This window comes from Achromobacter sp. JCM 18799 (genome assembly GCF_055395645.1).
The window spans coordinates 592056-608701 of the sequence record NZ_AP043866.1 but is presented as its reverse complement, the minus strand read 5'-3'; the positions used below and the strand labels follow the sequence as shown (position 1 = coordinate 608701).

The following is a 16646-nucleotide window of genomic DNA, read 5'->3' as shown; positions in this document are numbered from 1 at the left end:
TTCAGAACGGCGAAGCGATCAGGAAGAAGCGTTGCAGCCAGCCCATGGTCTGGACTTCGTCCATGACGCCTTTGCTGCGGTACTCGATGCGGGCGTCGGCCACCTGCGTGGACGACACGGTGTTGGTGCCGGTGATGGAGCGCGGATCGACCACGCCGGAGAAGCGCACGAATTCGCTGCCCCGGTTGATGGCGATCTGCTTTTCGCCCGCGACCTGCAGGTTGCCATTGGACATCACCCCCACCACCGTTGTGGTGATGGTGCCGGTAAAGGCATTGTTCGCCGTGCTGTCACCCTTGCCCTGCGACACATTGCCGCCCTTGGCGTCGGTGTTCAGGTTGGCGTTGGCCCAACTGTCCATGAAGGACGGCGCAGCCGCGATGCCCAGGGAGGCGCTGCCGCTACGGTTGGTGTTGGTGGCGACGTTCTTGGAAGCGTTGGTCTTCTCGTTCAGGACGATGGTGACGATGTCGCCCACGTTGCGCGGCCGGCGGTCCTCAAACAAGGGATAATTGCCGTATGTCGTAGGCTGATAGATCGAGCCCGTGGGCTGCGCCATGGCCGTAGGCGGAGGCGGCGGCGCCGCCGTCGTCGGCCCGGTCACGATGGGCTCGGGCGGGATCATGGCGCAACCGGCCACCAGCATAGCCAGGGCCGCACTCGATACCAGGCGCAGAACAGACATAAGCATCACAGTTGAGTCAGGCGAGCCAGCATTTCGTCCGAGGTCTTGACGGCCTTGCTGTTCATTTCGTACGCGCGCTGCGTGGTGATCATGTTGACCAGTTCTTCGGCGACGTTGACGTTGGAGGTTTCAACGTACTTCTGCATGATCGAACCGGCGCCATCCACGCCTGGCTGCAACAGGTTGGCGGGTCCCGAAGCGTCGGTTTCCAGATACAGGTTTTCACCTACGCTCTGCAACCCGGTGGGGTTGATGAACGTGGCGATCTGCAGCTGGCCGATCTGTACGTTGATGCCGGCGGCGCCGGGCTGCGTAACCGAAACGATGCCGTCGTTGCCGATGGAGATCGACAGCGCATTGTCGGGGATGTTCATCGGCGGCTGGATCACGTAGCCGCTGACGGTCGTCAACTGGCCGTTCTGGTCGCGTTGCAGTGCACCGTCACGGGTGTAGGCTTGGGTGCCGTCAGGTAGTTCGACCTGCAGGAAACCACGGCCGTTGATGGCGATGTCCATCTCGCTGCCGGTGTTGTTCAGGTTGCCCGCGGTGTGGATGCGCTCGGTCGCGGCGACGCGCGCACCAGTACCCAGTTGCAGGCCCGACGGCAACTGGGTGGCGTCGCCGACCTGGGCGCCAGGCTGACGCAGCGTCTGGTACATCAGGTCCTGGAACACGGCGCGGCCGCGCTTGAAGCCATTGGTCGAAACGTTGGCCAAGTTGTTCGAAATCACGTCCATGGAGGTCTGCTGACCTTCCAGACCCGTCTTGGCGATCCACAACGAACGCATCATGATGAAGTACTCCTGGTGTCGCGGCCCGGCCGCGCGCAAAAATTGTTTCTAGTTCAGTTGCCGTATCAGGCGCTTACCGACAGGATGCCGTTGGCGCGCTCGGCGTTGCGGTCGGACTGCTGGATCACCTGCATCTGCTGCTCGAAGCGGCGGGCGTTGGCGATCATGCCCACCATCGCCGCCATCGGATTGGTATTGCTGCCTTCCAGCACGCCCGACAACAGCCGCAGGCTGGGGTCGGCGGGTACCGGAGGCGCAGGCTGGCCATTGACGGGCGCCATGCGGAACACGCCGTCGTCGCCGTGCACCAGCTGCTCGTTCTGCGGGTTGGCCAGTTTGATCCGGCCCAGGTTCAGAATGTTGTTCGGCGCGTCACCGGCGCCGATGGCGGTAATGGTGCCGTCCGCGGTGATCGTCAGCGCAGCCTGGTCGGGTACGTCGATGGGACCGCCCTGGTCCGACAGCACGGGTTGACCGAGAGAGGTCTGCAACAGGCCATTGATGCCGACCTGCAGGCTGCCGGCGCGGGTGTAGGCCTCGCCTTGCGGCGTCTGCACGGCGATCCAGCCGCGCTCGCTGGACAACGCCACGTCCAGATCCCGGCCCGTGGTCTGCATATTGCCCATCTGGAAGCTGTTGCGCGGCGTGGACGCCACCGTCGAAACACGCGTGGGCAGACTCGTCCCGTCCGTGACGGGCACGGAACGGTACAGCGCGATCTGCTCGCGGAAGCCCGCCGTGTTCACGTTGGCCATATTGTTGGAAAGCGCGGCCTGATGCTCGGTGATGCGCGCCGCGCCATTCATGGCGGTGTAGATGATACGGTCCATTGCCTATTCCGTCGGTGTCTTCTCGTGCCTGCCGGGCTTACTTCAGGTTCATCAGGACTTGCATGATTTCGTCCTGGGTCTTGATGGTCTGCGAGTTGGCCTGGTAGGTACGCTGGGCAATGATCATGTTGACCAGTTCCTTGCTCATGTCGACGTTGGACGCTTCGGTAGCCTGGCCCACGACCCGGGACAGGCCGTTGGTGCCGGGCTGGCCCAGGATGGGCTGACCCGAAGCGGCCGTCTCAGTCCAGGCGTTGTTGCCCACGGGCTGCAGGCCCTGCAGGTTGGAAAAGTCCGCCAGCACGATAGTGCCAACGACCTGGGTCTCGCCGTTGGTGTAGCTGGCTACCAGGCTGCCGTCGGCACCGATGTTGATGCCGCTGAATTCACCCGAGGTGTAGCCGTCAGGTTTGGCCACCAGCTTGTAGGCGCTGCCGTATTGGGTGGTGCCTGCGTAGTTCATCGCGATGTTGATCGGATCGGCGGGCGTGGCGCCGCCCCCCGGGGCGGCGAACGACAGGTTCACCACCGGCGCGCTGGTCATCACGCCGGCTTTGTTGAACGTGAACTTCTGGGGATTGCCCCAGACGCCGGCTGCTTCAGTGGTAGGCGCCATGGCCTGGCCGTCCATTGTGTAATAGACGTCGTAGATGCTGTTGCCCGCCGCGTCCGCCGGACGCTTCACGAAGTACTGCATGACCTGGTGGGAATTGCCCAACGAGTCGAACACGGTCATCGGCGACGCGTTGGTGTAGGTGCTGGACAGCTTGGGGTCGAACGGCTTGCCGGTTTCGACCACGGCCGCCACGTACTCGGTGAACGATGCCATTTTCGACAGATCGCCGGTGACAACGCCCGTGGCGCTCACCGCCACACTATCCGCACCATTCGTAAAAGTACCGGCGGGGGGCAACCCACCACCCGGGGGAACCGTATCCACCAGCGTGGCGACGCCGGTAGCGTCGCGAGTGAAGGAATACACGGTGCCGGGGGCCGCGCCCAACGTGACCGTTCCAGGGACTGGAGCCTTGGTTTGCGTATCCACCTCGTAGATGACCTTCGCATTGGCATCCAGGTTCGCCACGGTCGTTCCCGTCGACGTCGCCTTGGGCGCCACGTTGGCCGTCGGAAGCTGCAATTCCACCGGATTCGCCCCGATCGCGCCCGCCGGATAGCCCGTCATGCGATAGCCCTGCGCGTTCACGATGAAGTTGTTCTTGTCGACCATGAACTCGCCGTTGCGGGTGTACATCACGGCGCCGCTTTGGTCGGTGACGCGGAACATGCCTTTGGCGCCATCGATCGCGATGTCGTACTCGCCGCCACCGCCGTTCACCGCCCCTACCGTGAAGCGCTGGCTGATGCCGGCAACCTTCACGCCCAGGCCAACGCGCGAACTGGCATAGACGTCAGCAAACGACGCAGTCGACGACTTGAAGCCGACCGTGCCGGAGTTGGCGATGTTGTTGCCGATGACGTCCAGGTTCTGCGCCGCGGCGTTCAAGCCGCTCAATCCTTGTCCGAAACCCATGTTTGTTCTCGCTAATCTTTAACTAGGGGAAGCCGCCGCCCATGCGCCGGCACCAATGCATTGCGCCAGCTTCAGGCGCCGATCACCTTGCGCACGTCCAGCATGCTGGTCTGGCCTTCCAGGCCCAGATCCAGCCTCAGGCCTTCAGTGGAGTACGCGACGCTCTTGACCTGGCCGTAGCTCAGGACTTCCGCATTCACTTTCTTGCCGTCGGCATCCGTGGCCAGGACGGACACGGTGTACGCGCCCGGTTCCAGCACCACGCCGTTATCGTTCTTGCCATCCCACGACAACGTGTACACGCCGGGCTTCTGGTCCTTCGTTTCGATCGTGCGCACGACCGCGCCGTTGGAGTCGGAGATGCGGATCTGCACCTTCTGGGCATCGCCCTGCAGGTCCAGACCATAAGGCGTGACGACACGGGCCTCGGGATGTTCCGCATCCACGCCGGACTTGATCTTGGAACCAGGGATCAGCACGCCCTTGCCTATCATGGCCACGGCGTTCATCGACTGAGACACGTCGATCTGGCCGCTGATGGCGAGCATGGTGTTCTTCAGGTTGGTGATGCCTTCCACCGTGGAGATCTGGGCCAGCTGGGAGGTCAGCTCGGCGTTTTGCATCGGATTCAGGGGATCCTGGTTCTGCAGCTGCGTGACCAGCAGTTTCAGGAACTGGTCCTGCAGGCCTTGCGCCGTGCTGCTGCTATTGGCGCCAGTTTGAGCCAGGCCCAAGCCGGTTTTGCTCGTCGATTGGTCGATAGTGGTCATGGATTAACTGGTTCCGGAAATTAGGACTGGCCGATGGTCAGGGTCTTCTGCATCAACGCCTTGGCGGTGTTGAGCACTTCCACGTTTGCCTGGTAAGAGCGCGAGGCCGCGATCATGTTCACGGTTTCGGCCACCGGGTCGACATTGGGCATGCTGACGTAGCCCTGGGCGTCGGCCATGGGGTGCTGCGGGTCATAGACCTGCTTCAAGGGCGACTGGTCTTCGACCACGCCAGCCACGCGCACTCCGCCGATCTCCTGGCCCAGCGCCTGACCGGCCGGGGGATTCACCTGGAATACCACCTGGCGGGCGCGGTAGGGTTTGCCGTCGGGGCCGACCACGCTGTCGGCGTTGGCCATGTTGCTGGCCGCCACGTTCATGCGCTGCGATTGCGCGCTGAGCGCCGAACCAGCGATATCGAAAATGCTCAACAAGGACATTGCCTGCCGCTCCCTTTAAAGAATCATTCCTGAATTGCGGCCATCATGGTCCGGATACGGCCAGACAGCATCTGCATCGTGCTTTGGTAATGCAGGGTGTTATCCGCGAACTGCACCCGTTCGATGTCCATGTCCACCGTGTTTCCATCCATGCTGGGCTGGTACGGCAAGCGGTACAGGAGGTCGGTCGGCCCCTGGGATACGGCCTTGGCCGGAATATGGCGCGCGGACGTCAGCGTGAGCGAGGTATCGGGCAAGCGTTTGGTGCCTTCCATGGCGTTGGCCATGGCCGTCTTGAAGTCGAAATCGCGCGCCTTGTAGTTGGGGGTATCGGCGTTGGCGATGTTCGACGACAGCACTTCCTGGCGTTGCGCGCGCAGCCCCAGGGCCTGCTGGTAAAACCGGAAATCTTCATTGAGCCTGTCTAGCATCGGGGCGCCTTGGTGCGTTGCAATTCGGACAAAACAAGGGACCGGACAGACCGTTATCCCATTGGATGACGGCATCATAGGGGCCGGGGGGGCGACACAATCAGCCAAATAACCCGCCATTTCTCATCCAATTCACGTATTGCCGAATGCCGCGGACTTCTACAATTCCTCCATCATGAAAATATCCGCACCCCGACTCCGCGCGCGCGCCATCTGCCTGGCCGCCCTGCTGCTGCCCCTGGCTGCCGCGCAGGGACAGGAAGCGGCGACTCAGGCTCCCGAGGCCATCGCCCTTGCGGCGCAGACCTATCTACTGGACCAACTGGCTGGCCTGCCCGGGCAGCCTTCGGTAGCGATCGATCCTCCGCGCGCAGAACGCCTGACGCCTTGCGACGCCATGTCCCCGTTCATGCCATCTGGCATGAAGCTGCGCTCGCGCATGACGGTCGGGATACGTTGCAACGCGCCCAAACCATGGACGGCTTATGTCCAGGCGACAGTCAGCGTCCCGGGCCACTATTACGTCGCCGCTCGCATGATTGCCGCCGGACAGGCCCTGACACCGGACGACCTCGCCCCTAGGGACGGCGATCTGGTCACCCTGCCCCCGGGCGCGATCACGGATCCACAGACCGTGGTAGGCATGACCGCCGTTCACCGGATCAACGCCGGGCAAGCGGTGCGGGGCTCCGGGTTGCGCAACGCACAATCGGTGATCCGGGGCGCCAATGTCCGCATCAACGCTCGCGGCAAAGGTTTCGTAGTCAGCAGCGAAGGCCAGGCGTTGGACAACGCTGCGCCGGGCGCCACCGTACAGGTGCGGACCGCGGGCGGCCAAGTGGTCAGCGGCGTGGTGCGCAATGCCGGCCTGGTCGAAATACAACTGTAATTATTGTTACATATTGCATTGCACCAGGAAACCGCCCTCCCCTAAAGTTCCGTCCGGCCCTGCCGTTACAGAGGCATAAGTAGGCGAATCCGTCGCACAACCGACCCAGGACGCCCTGCGGAGATAATCTTGAAGATCAATTCCACCACCAACCGCCCCCTTTCGGCTGACGCCGTCGCGCCCCGCGCTGACTCGGCGGTTGCCCAGGCCTATGGCGCCGGCAGCGCCAGCAGCTCCAGCAGCTCGCAGGTGGCGCTGAGTTCGGCATCGCGCAAGCTGTTGGCGCTGCAGAACGGATCCAATGACATCAACGTCGAACGCGTGGCCGCCATCCGCGCCGCCATCGCTTCGGGTCAGCTCAAGATCGACACGGGCCGCATCGCGGACAGCCTGATCGCCAGCGCCCGAGACCTGTTGAAGTAACCCGCAACCTTCCGATCCGAGCAGCATGACCATGAGCACCGTAGACGCCCTGCAATCCTGCATGCAGCAGGAAGACACTCTGATCACCGAGTTCTCGACCGTTCTGGAAGAAGAGACTGAAGTGCTGGTGGGGCTGGGAACCGTCGGTGTGCTGCAGGAAATTACGGAGCGCAAGGGCGGCCTCGCCCGCAAGCTCGTGGATCTGAGTCAGGTCCGTGATTCCCTGCTCGCAGAAATTGGGTTGCCGGCTGGGCACACCGGCACCGAACAAGCAGCCGTTCTGCACCCGCAACTGTCGGGCGTGTGGCAATCCCTGCTAAGCAAATCGGCGGCCGCCAACGAAATCAACCTGCGCAACGGCGCCCTCATCGACGTTCACCTGCGCTATACGCAGCAATCGCTGGACGCCCTGCGCAATGTGGGTGCGGCTGGCGGAGCTCCGTCCACGTACGATGCACGCGGCCGCGGCGCCCGTGGCACCCCTGGCCGCAAGCCTATCGTTGCCGGCTGAACTGCGGTACGGGCCGAATCAGCGCTGATTGATCGGCTACTGGAAGGACGCCGCGCACGCGCCGTCCTTCCGCCAGAATTCCAGCCCTGAGCTCCTGCAATTGGACTACGGCGGCCATTGTCACTACGCCGCCGTCATCTCCAGCATCGCGTACATCTTCAACAAGGCCACCGGCAGCACACGGCCGGACAGCTTGCGGTCCGTTCCCATGATGCCTGACAGAGGGGCGCGCAACACATCCGCCCCAGCTGTATGCGCCAACTGCCAGCAGGCCGCGCCCATCTGGCCCGCCATCAGCGATTGGCGTGCCAACGCGTCAGCGCCATCCACGGCGGGCAAGGCCTGCCATGCGCTCGCCATATAGCGAAAGCCCGCCTTGGCCTCATCCTGCAACACCAGCCAGCGCGCCACGGTAGCGGCGTCTGCCTGAGACGCAGGAAGATTGGTCATGCCGAACAATTGTCCCGCCACCTCGCCGCTGACCGTATCGATCAAGCGTGCGCAGACCAGCCTCACAGGTTCGCCGCCGCTGCGGCCCGGCAACGTCACTTCCGTGCCGGAGGCCCACAACGCCAGCGGCACACGCTTGCCACCCTGCACGGTGTGCAGCCCCGGCATATCCCCGGGCTGACCGACCGGCAGATAGCCCACGCTCTTGCCCACGGCATTCAGATTGGTCGGGCAGTCATCCTGGATGACACGCTGGCCGCCGGCGCTACGCGCCACCCAGGCGACGCCTTGTTCGCTCAGGGTCGGCCACAAGGCGGCGGTGCCGGCTTCCAGCATGTGCACGACGGGCACGCGCGCCAGTCTTTCGGCCAGCCAGGTCACGCGCGTCTGCAACGCCAGGGCCGCATCCGGCTGGGCGGGCGCCGCCGGCGCGAATGAGGACAGCATGCCGTGCGGCAACACTAGCTGCTGCGCAGGTGCCGCCAGGGCGGTCCCGCGATCGCTCATCAGCAGCGCGCCCAGCAGTGCACCTCCCGGCAACCCCTCGCCCGTCAAGGAGGCTTTGCCGTGCACGGCAAGCAGATGCCGCCCGCAGACCGAGGAAAATTCGCGGCGCGCCATCGCCAAAGGCTCGTCACCCAGCGCGGCGAGGCCTGCGCCAGAACCATCCCCGACATAGCCACGCCAGGATGCGCGAGCCTGCACGCAGGCCGGGTCGCTTTCAAGCCAGGCAATGGCATCGTCCAGATTCTGCGCGGCCTCGATGGAGCCTGCGCCGCCTTGCGGCCGCAAGATGGCCGATGCCAGCAATTGCCGCTTGCGGACAGGATCCGCACTTTCGGGTTCCCGCGACGCGGACACCAGTGTCGCCAGGTCGGCCTCGCTAGGGGTGTATAGCGCGCGGGCGCGCTCGACCATCGAGAAAGCGCGGTCGATCAGCACGTCGGCGCGAGCCAGCTCCATGTGTTCAGGCACCTTTTGCCCGACCGACATGTAATGGATCGGCAAACGATGACGGATGGCCGTATCCAGCGCCGCGCCCAGGCGGGTAGCCTCGTCCAGCTTGGTAATGATGCAGCCGGCGACATCCTCGCCCACGCCATTGCGATACGCATGCGCCACTTCGTCCAGCGTGTCGCCCTGGCTGGCCGCGTTGAGCACCAGCAGCCGGCGCACCGGCTTGCCCGCATTGCACAGCATGGCCGCCTGCTCCGCCACCTGGCGGTCGCGCTGGCTGATGCCAGTGGTATCGATCAGCACGATCTTGCGGCTGCCCAACTCAGCCAGGATGCGGCGCAGCTCGCCTGCATCGCGCACCGAATGGGCGGGCACGCCCATCAGGCGCCCGTAAATCTGCAACTGTTCCAGCGCGCCGATCCGGAAATTGTCGGTGGTCAGCATCGCGACCTGCTCGCGGCCCTCGCGCGCCACGCAACGCGCGGCCAGCTTGGCCAGCGTGGTCGTCTTGCCCACCCCGGTCGGGCCGACCAGCGCGTATACGCCGCCGGCCAGGAACTCATCTTCGGAACGCAGCACCGGGAGGTGGGTCACCAGCTCGTTGCGGGCCCAGCTCAGCGCCGCTTCCGGCGTCATTCCTTCCGGGAGGCGCTCCACCAGGGTGCGCACCAGCTTGGTGCTGAACCCCGCGTCCAGCAGGCTGCGGAACAGCGCCGCGCCCGCGGGTTCCCGGCCCGGTCCTTGGCGGCCGCCCCAGAGCAGGCCGTCCATGCGGCTTTCCAGAGCGCCACGCAGTGCGCTGATGGCGTCCTGCAATCCCGCTGCGGCGTCAGCCGGCATCGCCGCAGGCGGCAAAACCGGCGGTTGGCGCAACGGCGCATCCGGCATGCGGGCCATCGTAGGCGCGGGTGCCGGTTGAGGGGCGGCCGGCGTGTAAGGCGCCGGTGCCGGTTGGGGCGTGGCTGGCGTATAAGCCGGAGGCGCCGGTTGGGGCGTGGCTGGCGTATAAGCCGCAGGCGCCGGAGCCGCGCTTGCAGGCACGCCCGAATAGGCAGCGGCAGCCGCCGGAGCCTGCCCCGCGGGCGCAACAGCATACGCGGATGATGCCGCAGGAGCGCCAGGCGCGGCAGCGGATGCGGCGGACTGATCAGCGGGGACCTGGCGCAACGGCGGCAGGGATGGCAATTCAACCCGCACGGGCGCCGCCGGCTGGGGCGCTATAGGAGCAGCCTGGGGCGCTTCATCTTCAGGCTGTGTCGAAGATGCGTAAGCGGTCTGGTATGCGGCGATAGAACGCGACGGCGCCGCGTATCCGCCCTGGGGCATCACGGGCGCGGGCGCACGTCCTGCCTGCTCAGACGCATCGAAGCGCATGCCTGCCGGCGCGCCCGCAGGTGGCAGCGGCCGCGCTTCGAGCGGCCGGACGGGCGCAGCTTCCTGGCGCGGCGCGGGCTCGTGGGCGGCATCGTCAAAAGCGCCTTCGACGGTAGCCAGCACCTCGACGCCGCCATCGACGCTACGGTTCGACACGATCAGCGCGTCCGGTCCCAGCACCTGCCGGACCTGGCGCATCACATCGCGGCTGTTCGCCCCGAAAAATCGGCTTATCTTCATGCCCCATTACCTCCGCCGATCAGCGCGGTAACACGCACCATGCGCTCATCGGGTATTTCCGTATTCGACAACACGCCCAGCTGCGGCAGATGGTGCCGCAGGAAGCGCGACAAAGGCGCACGCAAGACCGGAGACACCAGCAACACCGGCGCATTGCCTTGCGATTCCTGGCGCTCGACCGCGGCCTGCGCTTCGCGCAACAACGTATCGGCCAACCCGGGTTCCAGCCCGCCGCTGGTCGTCATCGCCTGCGAAAGCACGCGCTCGAGTTTCACGTCCAGGCCGATTACCCGCAGCTCGCCCTCTCCCGGGAACCATTGCTGGGTAATGGCGCGGCCCAGCGAACGGCGCGTCAGCGCGATCAGTTCGTTGATGTCGGGCTGGCTGCCGGTGCCGGCGGCCAGCGCCGCCAGGCGCGGACCATGTTCGGACAAGGTATCGATGATGGTGCGCATGTCGCGGATCGGCACTTCTTCCGACAGCAGGCCCTGCAGCACCTTCTGCAGCGCCGTCAGCGACAGGGTCTTGGGCACCAGGTCCTCGACCAGCTTGGGCGCGTCGCGTCCAATGCGGTCCAGCAATTGCTGCACTTCCTGGCGGCCCAGCAGATTGGAACCGTGACGGTGCATCAGGTGATTCAGGTGCGTCGCGACCACGGTGCCGGCATCCACCACCGTATAGCCCGCCACCTGCGCCTGATCGCGCAGGCTGCCGTCGATCCACAGCGCCGGCAAGCCGAAGGCGGGATCGGTCGTGGGCGTGCCCTTGATCTGCACGGTCACGCCGCCCGGGTCGATGGCCAGCCACTGGCCCGGCATGGCGACGCCGTGGCCGACCTCCACGCCGGACAGCAGGATGCGGTAATCGTTGGGCTTGAGTTCCAGGTTGTCGCGGATATGCACGACCGGCGGCAAAAAGCCCACGTCCTGAGCGAATTTCTTGCGCAGGCTGCGGATCCGGTGCAGCAGCTCGCCGTTTTGGGCATGATCCACCAGCGGGATCAGGCGGTAGCCGACCTCGAGGCCCAGCTGGTCCACCATGGACACGTCGTCCCAACTGGCCTCGGCCGCCGCGGCCTGAGCCTGCGTAACGGCCTGCGGCGGCACCTCGGCCGCCGCTGCCGCCGCCGCAGTTTGCCGCTTGTACAGCATCCAACCGCCCCAGCCCAGCGCGCCGGCCAGGGTCAGGAACGCAACGTGCGGCATGTTGGGGATCAGGCCCATGATGCCGACGATGCCGGCCGTCAGGAACAGCACGCTGGGGTTGGAGAACAGCTGGCTGAGAATCTGCTGGCCGATGTCCTGGTCGGTCGAGACGCGCGATACCACCACGCCCGCGGCGGTGGAGATCACCAGCGCCGGGATCTGCGCCACCAGACCGTCGCCGATGGTCAGCAGCGTGTAGACGCGCGCCGAATCACCCATCGACATGTCATGCTGGGCCACGCCCACGATCAGGCCGCCGATGATGTTGATCGCCATGATCAGCAGGCCGGCGATGGCGTCGCCCCGCACGAACTTGCTGGCACCGTCCATCGAGCCGAAGAAGTCGGATTCCTGAGAGACTTCCGCGCGGCGCTTGCGCGCCTCGTCTTCGCCGATCAGGCCGGCATTCAGGTCCGCATCGATCGCCATCTGCTTGCCCGGCATCGCGTCCAGGGTGAAGCGCGCGCCCACCTCGGCGATACGGCCCGCGCCCTTGGTGATGACGATGAAGTTGATGATGGTCAGGATCACGAAGACGATGATCCCCACGGCGAAGTTGCCGCCGACCAGGAAGTGGCCGAAGGCCTCAATGACCTTGCCTGCAGCGTCGGGCCCGGTATGGCCATGGAGCAGCACCACGCGGGTGGAGGCGACGTTCAACGACAGGCGCAGCAGCGTGGCGAACAGCAGCACGGCCGGGAATGCCGCAAAATCCAGCGGCTTGCGCGTGAACATGGCCACCAGCAGGATCATCACCGACAACGCGATGTTGAAAGTGAACAGCAGGTCGAGCAGGAACGTGGGCAGGGGCAAGACCATCATGCCCAGCACCATCACGATCAGGATCGGCCCTGCCAGCAGCCGCGCATGCGTGGCCCCGTTACTCTTCAACATGGTGAGCAAAGCGCTCATTCCTTAAGCTCCTTGTGCTGCGGTTTTGGCTTGCGGGTCCAGCTCGACCGGCACGGGCAACCGGGTCGGGGCCGTCGGTTCGGCGCCCCAACCGGCCCGCCAGGAGCGCAGCTGGAAGACCCACGCCAGCACTTCTGCCACCGCGGTGTAGAGTTCGGACGGAATTTCCTGCCCAATCTCCACGTGTTGATGCAATGCGCGCGCCAGGGGCGGCGCTTCCAATGTCGGGATGCGGTTCTCGGCGGCAAGCTCGCGGATCTTGGCCGCGATCAGGCCCGTACCCTTGGCCAGCACGCGCGGCGCGCCGCTCTTTTCCTCGTCGTACTTGAGAGCCACGGCGTAGTGCGTGGGGTTGGTCACCACCACGTCCGCCTTGGGCACTTCCGCCATCATGCGGCGGCGCGCCGCCTGGCGCTGCTGCTGCCGGATGCGCGCCTTCACGTGGGGGTCGCCTTCGCTTTCCTTGTGCTCCTGGCGCACGTCTTCCTTGGACATGCGCAGCTTCTTCAGGTGGCTCCAGATCTGCCACGGCACGTCCAGCATGACGATGACCATCAGCGAAGCCACGATGAAGGCGCAGCACATCGCCACCAGCGTCAGCGCCTTGATCAGCGCCGCCGACGGTGCCACGTGCATCAGGCTGAGCATGTCGTCGTGGTAGCGCCAGATGACCCAGACCGCCACCCCGCCGACCAGCGCGGCCTTGGCCAGCGCCTTGATCAGCTCCACCACCGTCTGCGACGAGAACATCCGCTTCACGCCCGCAATGGGGCTGAGCTTGGAGAAATTGAACTGCAGGGGCTTGCCCGAGATGACGATGCCGCCCAAAAGCACGCTGGACAGCACCGCGATGACAGCCAGCAGCCCGAAAATCGGCAGCAGCACCAGCAAGGCCTCGCCGAAACCTTCGACCGCGCGTTCGACCATCACGCCGGGATCGAGGACGATACGCTGATCAAACGCCAGGCCGTTTCGCAACACGCCGCTCAGGGTCTGGTAGAGCGAACTGCCGCCCACCCAGATGGCGCCCACGCCCGCCGCCAGCATCATGAACGTTCCCAATTCGCGGGAACGCGCAATCTGCCCCTCCTCGCGCGCCTTTTCCAGGCGCCTGGGAGAGGCGGCTTCGGTTTTTTCGAGGTCGCTTTCTTCGGCCATGCTCTGCGGTATTGTCGCGGCTCGCGGATTATGGAATGACGAGCTGCCCGCCGAGATTCTAGGAGGCCCAGGGGCTCGGCGATAAGCCAAGAAACGGGGGGAAAGCGGCGCTATTCCCGGATGCGTTTCAGGCAGCGCGTTCCAGGCCCGCCCGGAACGCGCCCGGCCCCGGGTGGGCCAGCGGCGTCAGCCGCCCGTGGCGACCGCCAGCCGGTCTGCCTCGCCCTCTCCGGCCGCCGCTTGGAAGCGGCCGAAATCCAGGCCGATCCGCACCGCGCCCCAATGTTCCGACCCCAGATAGACCGGAATGGATATGTCATTGACGATTTCGCCCGTATCGCGGGAATAGGTCTGCAGCAGCATTCCGCCGGTATTGGTCGCCAGGCGCAAGCCCACCGGATCATCGAAGATGCGCTTGTTGCGCACCCGCAAGATGTCCTGCTTCGGATCGCCGGTAGGCGCCTGGGAAAAGCGGCGATTGTGGGCCGGCGCGTAACCCCGGCCGTCCACCAGGATCGTGTAGATCCCGCCCGGCACGCCATCCAGCACGCTATCCAGCAGCTGCGTCACCGTCTCGTCGATCTGCCGGTCGTAACTGGTGTGGTAGCGCGCGGGTTCGCTGCCGGGAATGCGCCGGTAGTGGCGGTCGAACACGTCCGCTCCGCGGCTCCTGGCGTCTTCCAGCAGGTTGACGGCGGCATCCCGGAAGGCTTCGAGAGCCTGGGACAGGCCGTCAAAAGCGGTATTGCCGGTGCGCATGTCGGCCAGCACCTCCTGCACGCTTTCCGTCTGGCGGCGGATGCGGTCGATTTCGCCGGACATATGGCCCACGCGTTTCAGCACGTCGGCGCTCAGCGCGGCAATCCGCCCCACCTCTTCGCTCATGCCGTGGTTGGTCGAGTCCACCTCGCCGATGGCCTGAACGACGTCGCCGACCTGGCGGTTCATGCTGTCGAAGTCGCGCACGAAACGCTCAAAGCCTGAGCATGTCCGATCCAGCACTACGCCGGAAGCGTTGACGTCCTCGCGCAGCGTGCCGGTCTGATGCTGGGTCGTCTCCACCAGCTCCAACATCTCGGCGGTATGTCGGCCGATATCGCTGGTGGCCGAGTTCACGCGTTCGGCCAGCCGCCCGACCTCGCTGGCGACCACCGCGAACCCCCTTCCCGCGTCCCCTGCCCGGGCCGCCTCGACCCCGGCGTTCAAGGCCAGGAGCTGAGTCTGCAGGGCGATCTCCTTGATCAGCTTGCTGATGTCGCCGACCGACTGGGCGCGGTCCGTCAGTTGCCCGACCACCTCGGTGAATGAAGCCATCTCCCGCGTCATGCGCTCTACCCGCGCCTTGACGTCCGACAGTTCGGCCAGCGCCTGCTGCGCCGCGTGCAGATTCTGCCCCGACACCTCGGCAATCTCGCGCGCATGGGTGGATGTTGATGTCGACAAGGCGGCGATTTGCGCGCCGCTGGCGGCGAGCGCCTCAGCAGCCCGCGCCTGCTCCTGCGCCAGGATCGAGCAATGGCCCGCCTGGAACTGCGTGCGCGCGGCATTCAGCGCGATTTCTATGCTGGACTGGCGTACGGTCATGATGCGGCTGCGTATGCGCGTCATGAAACCGTACAGCGGCCAAACAGCCGGACTGATGGATAGCGTGCGTTCCGACAGTGTCGCGTCGCCGCGATTGAGCCGCCGCAACAACCGCCACATGCCGCCCAGGCGGAATACGGATCTGGCCATGATCAACCTCCTTGTGCCGGCCCGGATCGCCTTCTATGGGCATCCGTTGCCTGGCGCGCATTGCGCGCCATGATTCACGCTGCACAGCCCCTGATTATTTTTCTGGAGGGGAGTCTATCCATGAGGCGCTCTTTGCGCCCTTAGGGACTACCTTCATGCGGACTACCTTCATGCGCGGCGGCACCACCAGGAAAACGCGCCGCCGGAGACCCTGTCCGGCGGCGCGGCTCCCGGCTAGAAGCCCAGGCTGGCCAGCAGGTCGTCGACCTGATCCTGGCTGGTCACCACGTCGGTCTTGCCTTGCGGACTGATCTGCGGCCCGTTGAGCAGGCTGTTCGCTTCGTCGCGGCGTTCTTGCGGGACGTTGTCCAGCAGCACCTGCAGCAGTTCGCGCTCGATCGCGCCCACCACGTCCATCATGCGCATGATGACCTGGCCCGTGAGGTCCTGGAAATCCTGCGCCATGATGATTTCCATCAGCTGGGATTGCGTCTGCTGCGCCTGTTTCGGCACATCCTGCAGGTAGGCGCGGGTGTCCTTCACCAGTTCGCGCGCCTCGGGCAGTTCCAGGGGTTGGTCGTACCACTGCTGCCAGCGCGCATCCAGCGCCTGCGCCGAACGCGACAGGCCGTCCTGGATGGGACCGGCTTGCTCGGTGGCGTTCAAGACGCGGTTGGCGGCCTGCTCCGTCATCTGCGCCACGTAGCGCAGACGATCGCGGGCGTCGGGAATGGCGTTGGCGGCGTCCTTGATGGCCTGATCCAGCCCCAGCTCGCGCATGCTGTCGCGCAGCATGCGCGTCAGCGACGCGATGCGATGGATCAGGTCGGGGGATTCGCCCGGGCTCTCATGTTCCGTCGTGCTCATGGCTCACCTCAACCGGCGATTTTCTCGAAGATCTTGTTGAGCTTCTCTTCCAGCGTCGCCGCCGTGAAAGGCTTGACCACATAACCGTTGGCGCCGGCCTGGGCCGCGGCAACGATGTTTTCCTTCTTGGCCTCGGCCGTCACCATCAGCACGGGCAGCGAAGCCAGCGCCGCGTCGGCGCGGATCTGCTTGAGCATCTCCAGGCCGTCGAGATTGGGCATGTTCCAGTCGGACACCACGAACTGGAAACCGCCGTTGCGCAGCTTTTCCAGGCCGATGGCGCCGTCTTCGGCTTCATCCACGTTCTCGAAACCCAGCTCCTTGAGCAGGTTGCGGATGATCCGCCGCATGGTGGGAAAGTCATCCACCACCAGAATCTTCAGGCCCTTGTCTACCATCTTCTACTCCAGAAAAAATTTAGCTTGGACCGATCGGGGAGCCTTGCGCG

Annotated in this window: 16 protein-coding genes; 3 read left to right on the top strand and 13 right to left on the bottom strand. The window is 65.1% G+C overall.

The window, feature by feature from the left end; translation table 11 throughout:
• Position 1: 1 nt before the first annotated feature.
• From ACZ5YA_RS03080 to flgB, 7 genes are all read right to left on the bottom strand, one after another.
• Positions 2-691, bottom strand: a complete 690-nt coding sequence (locus ACZ5YA_RS03080) for a flagellar basal body L-ring protein FlgH (RefSeq protein WP_280016703.1) — start codon at positions 689-691, stop codon at positions 2-4.
• Positions 691-1476, bottom strand: a complete 786-nt coding sequence (gene flgG / locus ACZ5YA_RS03075) for a flagellar basal-body rod protein FlgG (protein ID WP_054456673.1) — start codon at positions 1474-1476, stop codon at positions 691-693. Before flgG ends, ACZ5YA_RS03080 begins: the two co-directional genes overlap by 1 nt.
• Positions 1477-1541: 65 nt before the next feature.
• Positions 1542-2306 (bottom strand): flagellar basal body rod protein FlgF, encoded by a 765-nt coding sequence (locus tag ACZ5YA_RS03070; protein WP_059374449.1) that lies wholly within the window; start codon positions 2304-2306, stop codon positions 1542-1544.
• Between the two features lie 37 nt (positions 2307-2343).
• On the bottom strand, positions 2344-3837 hold the full coding sequence (locus tag ACZ5YA_RS03065; RefSeq protein WP_464091995.1) for a flagellar hook-basal body complex protein: 1494 nt from the start codon (positions 3835-3837) through the stop codon (positions 2344-2346).
• A 71-nt stretch (positions 3838-3908) separates the two neighbouring features.
• The gene (locus ACZ5YA_RS03060) at positions 3909-4607 is read right to left on the bottom strand and encodes a flagellar hook capping FlgD N-terminal domain-containing protein (RefSeq protein ID WP_118934101.1); all 699 of its coding nucleotides are present in this window, start codon (positions 4605-4607) and stop codon (positions 3909-3911) included.
• A gap of 20 nt (positions 4608-4627) precedes the next feature.
• On the bottom strand, positions 4628-5047 hold the full coding sequence (gene flgC / locus ACZ5YA_RS03055) for a flagellar basal body rod protein FlgC (RefSeq protein WP_054456669.1): 420 nt from the start codon (positions 5045-5047) through the stop codon (positions 4628-4630).
• 23 nt (positions 5048-5070) lie between these two features.
• Positions 5071-5478 (bottom strand): flagellar basal body rod protein FlgB, encoded by a 408-nt coding sequence (flgB, locus tag ACZ5YA_RS03050; RefSeq protein ID WP_118934099.1) that lies wholly within the window; start codon positions 5476-5478, stop codon positions 5071-5073.
• 175 nt (positions 5479-5653) lie between these two features.
• On the opposite strand from flgB, the gene flgA reads away from it, so the two are divergent.
• The 3 genes from flgA (at position 5654) to ACZ5YA_RS03035 (ending at position 7301) form a co-directional block, all read left to right on the top strand.
• Positions 5654-6367: a flagellar basal body P-ring formation chaperone FlgA gene (flgA, locus tag ACZ5YA_RS03045; protein ID WP_118934117.1), complete on the top strand. Its 714-nt coding sequence runs from the start codon at positions 5654-5656 to the stop codon at positions 6365-6367.
• A 129-nt stretch (positions 6368-6496) separates the two neighbouring features.
• Positions 6497-6790: a flagellar biosynthesis anti-sigma factor FlgM gene (gene flgM / locus ACZ5YA_RS03040; RefSeq protein ID WP_464091994.1), complete on the top strand. Its 294-nt coding sequence runs from the start codon at positions 6497-6499 to the stop codon at positions 6788-6790.
• 31 nt (positions 6791-6821) lie between these two features.
• The gene (locus tag ACZ5YA_RS03035; RefSeq protein WP_165867943.1) at positions 6822-7301 is read left to right on the top strand and encodes a flagella synthesis protein FlgN; all 480 of its coding nucleotides are present in this window, start codon (positions 6822-6824) and stop codon (positions 7299-7301) included.
• Between the two features lie 123 nt (positions 7302-7424).
• On the opposite strand, the gene flhF is transcribed toward ACZ5YA_RS03035, so the two are convergent.
• The 6 genes from flhF to cheY all read right to left on the bottom strand — a co-directional run bounded on the left by flhF (position 7425) and on the right by cheY (position 16596).
• Complete coding sequence (gene flhF, locus ACZ5YA_RS03030; protein WP_464091993.1) at positions 7425-10322, bottom strand: flagellar biosynthesis protein FlhF; 2898 nt, start codon at positions 10320-10322, stop codon at positions 7425-7427.
• Positions 10319-12439, bottom strand: coding sequence for a flagellar biosynthesis protein FlhA (flhA, locus tag ACZ5YA_RS03025; RefSeq protein ID WP_059374434.1), 2121 nt, complete (start codon positions 12437-12439; stop codon positions 10319-10321). The genes flhF and flhA overlap by 4 nt, the downstream gene beginning before the upstream one ends.
• A gap of 3 nt (positions 12440-12442) precedes the next feature.
• Positions 12443-13597 carry a flagellar biosynthesis protein FlhB gene (flhB, locus tag ACZ5YA_RS03020; RefSeq protein WP_059374432.1) on the bottom strand — a complete coding sequence of 385 codons (1155 nt, stop codon included), beginning with the start codon at positions 13595-13597 and terminating at the stop codon, positions 12443-12445.
• Positions 13598-13783: 186 nt separating this feature from the next.
• Positions 13784-15331 carry a methyl-accepting chemotaxis protein gene (locus tag ACZ5YA_RS03015; protein ID WP_223283474.1) on the bottom strand — a complete coding sequence of 516 codons (1548 nt, stop codon included), beginning with the start codon at positions 15329-15331 and terminating at the stop codon, positions 13784-13786.
• A gap of 234 nt (positions 15332-15565) precedes the next feature.
• Complete coding sequence (cheZ, locus tag ACZ5YA_RS03010; protein WP_054456663.1) at positions 15566-16198, bottom strand: protein phosphatase CheZ; 633 nt, start codon at positions 16196-16198, stop codon at positions 15566-15568.
• A gap of 8 nt (positions 16199-16206) precedes the next feature.
• Positions 16207-16596, bottom strand: coding sequence for a chemotaxis response regulator CheY (gene cheY, locus ACZ5YA_RS03005; protein WP_013393379.1), 390 nt, complete (start codon positions 16594-16596; stop codon positions 16207-16209).
• Between the last annotated feature and the right edge of the window lie 50 nt (positions 16597-16646).

Coding starts and splice junctions, on each gene's coding strand:
- cheY (WP_013393379.1), bottom strand. CDS start 16,596: ATGGTAGACAAGGGCCTGAAGATTCTGGTGGTGGATGACTTTCCCACC.
- ACZ5YA_RS03015 (WP_223283474.1), bottom strand. CDS start 15,331: ATGGCCAGATCCGTATTCCGCCTGGGCGGCATGTGGCGGTTGTTGCGG.
- ACZ5YA_RS03080 (WP_280016703.1), bottom strand. CDS start 691: ATGCTTATGTCTGTTCTGCGCCTGGTATCGAGTGCGGCCCTGGCTATG.
- ACZ5YA_RS03070 (WP_059374449.1), bottom strand. CDS start 2,306: ATGGACCGTATCATCTACACCGCCATGAATGGCGCGGCGCGCATCACC.
- flhF (WP_464091993.1), bottom strand. CDS start 10,322: ATGAAGATAAGCCGATTTTTCGGGGCGAACAGCCGCGATGTGATGCGC.
- flgC (WP_054456669.1), bottom strand. CDS start 5,047: ATGTCCTTGTTGAGCATTTTCGATATCGCTGGTTCGGCGCTCAGCGCG.
- ACZ5YA_RS03035 (WP_165867943.1), top strand. CDS start 6,822: ATGAGCACCGTAGACGCCCTGCAATCCTGCATGCAGCAGGAAGACACT.
- flgB (WP_118934099.1), bottom strand. CDS start 5,478: ATGCTAGACAGGCTCAATGAAGATTTCCGGTTTTACCAGCAGGCCCTG.
- flhA (WP_059374434.1), bottom strand. CDS start 12,439: ATGAGCGCTTTGCTCACCATGTTGAAGAGTAACGGGGCCACGCATGCG.
- ACZ5YA_RS03065 (WP_464091995.1), bottom strand. CDS start 3,837: ATGGGTTTCGGACAAGGATTGAGCGGCTTGAACGCCGCGGCGCAGAAC.
- flgG (WP_054456673.1), bottom strand. CDS start 1,476: ATGATGCGTTCGTTGTGGATCGCCAAGACGGGTCTGGAAGGTCAGCAG.
- flgA (WP_118934117.1), top strand. CDS start 5,654: ATGAAAATATCCGCACCCCGACTCCGCGCGCGCGCCATCTGCCTGGCC.
- cheZ (WP_054456663.1), bottom strand. CDS start 16,198: ATGAGCACGACGGAACATGAGAGCCCGGGCGAATCCCCCGACCTGATC.
- ACZ5YA_RS03060 (WP_118934101.1), bottom strand. CDS start 4,607: ATGACCACTATCGACCAATCGACGAGCAAAACCGGCTTGGGCCTGGCT.
- flhB (WP_059374432.1), bottom strand. CDS start 13,597: ATGGCCGAAGAAAGCGACCTCGAAAAAACCGAAGCCGCCTCTCCCAGG.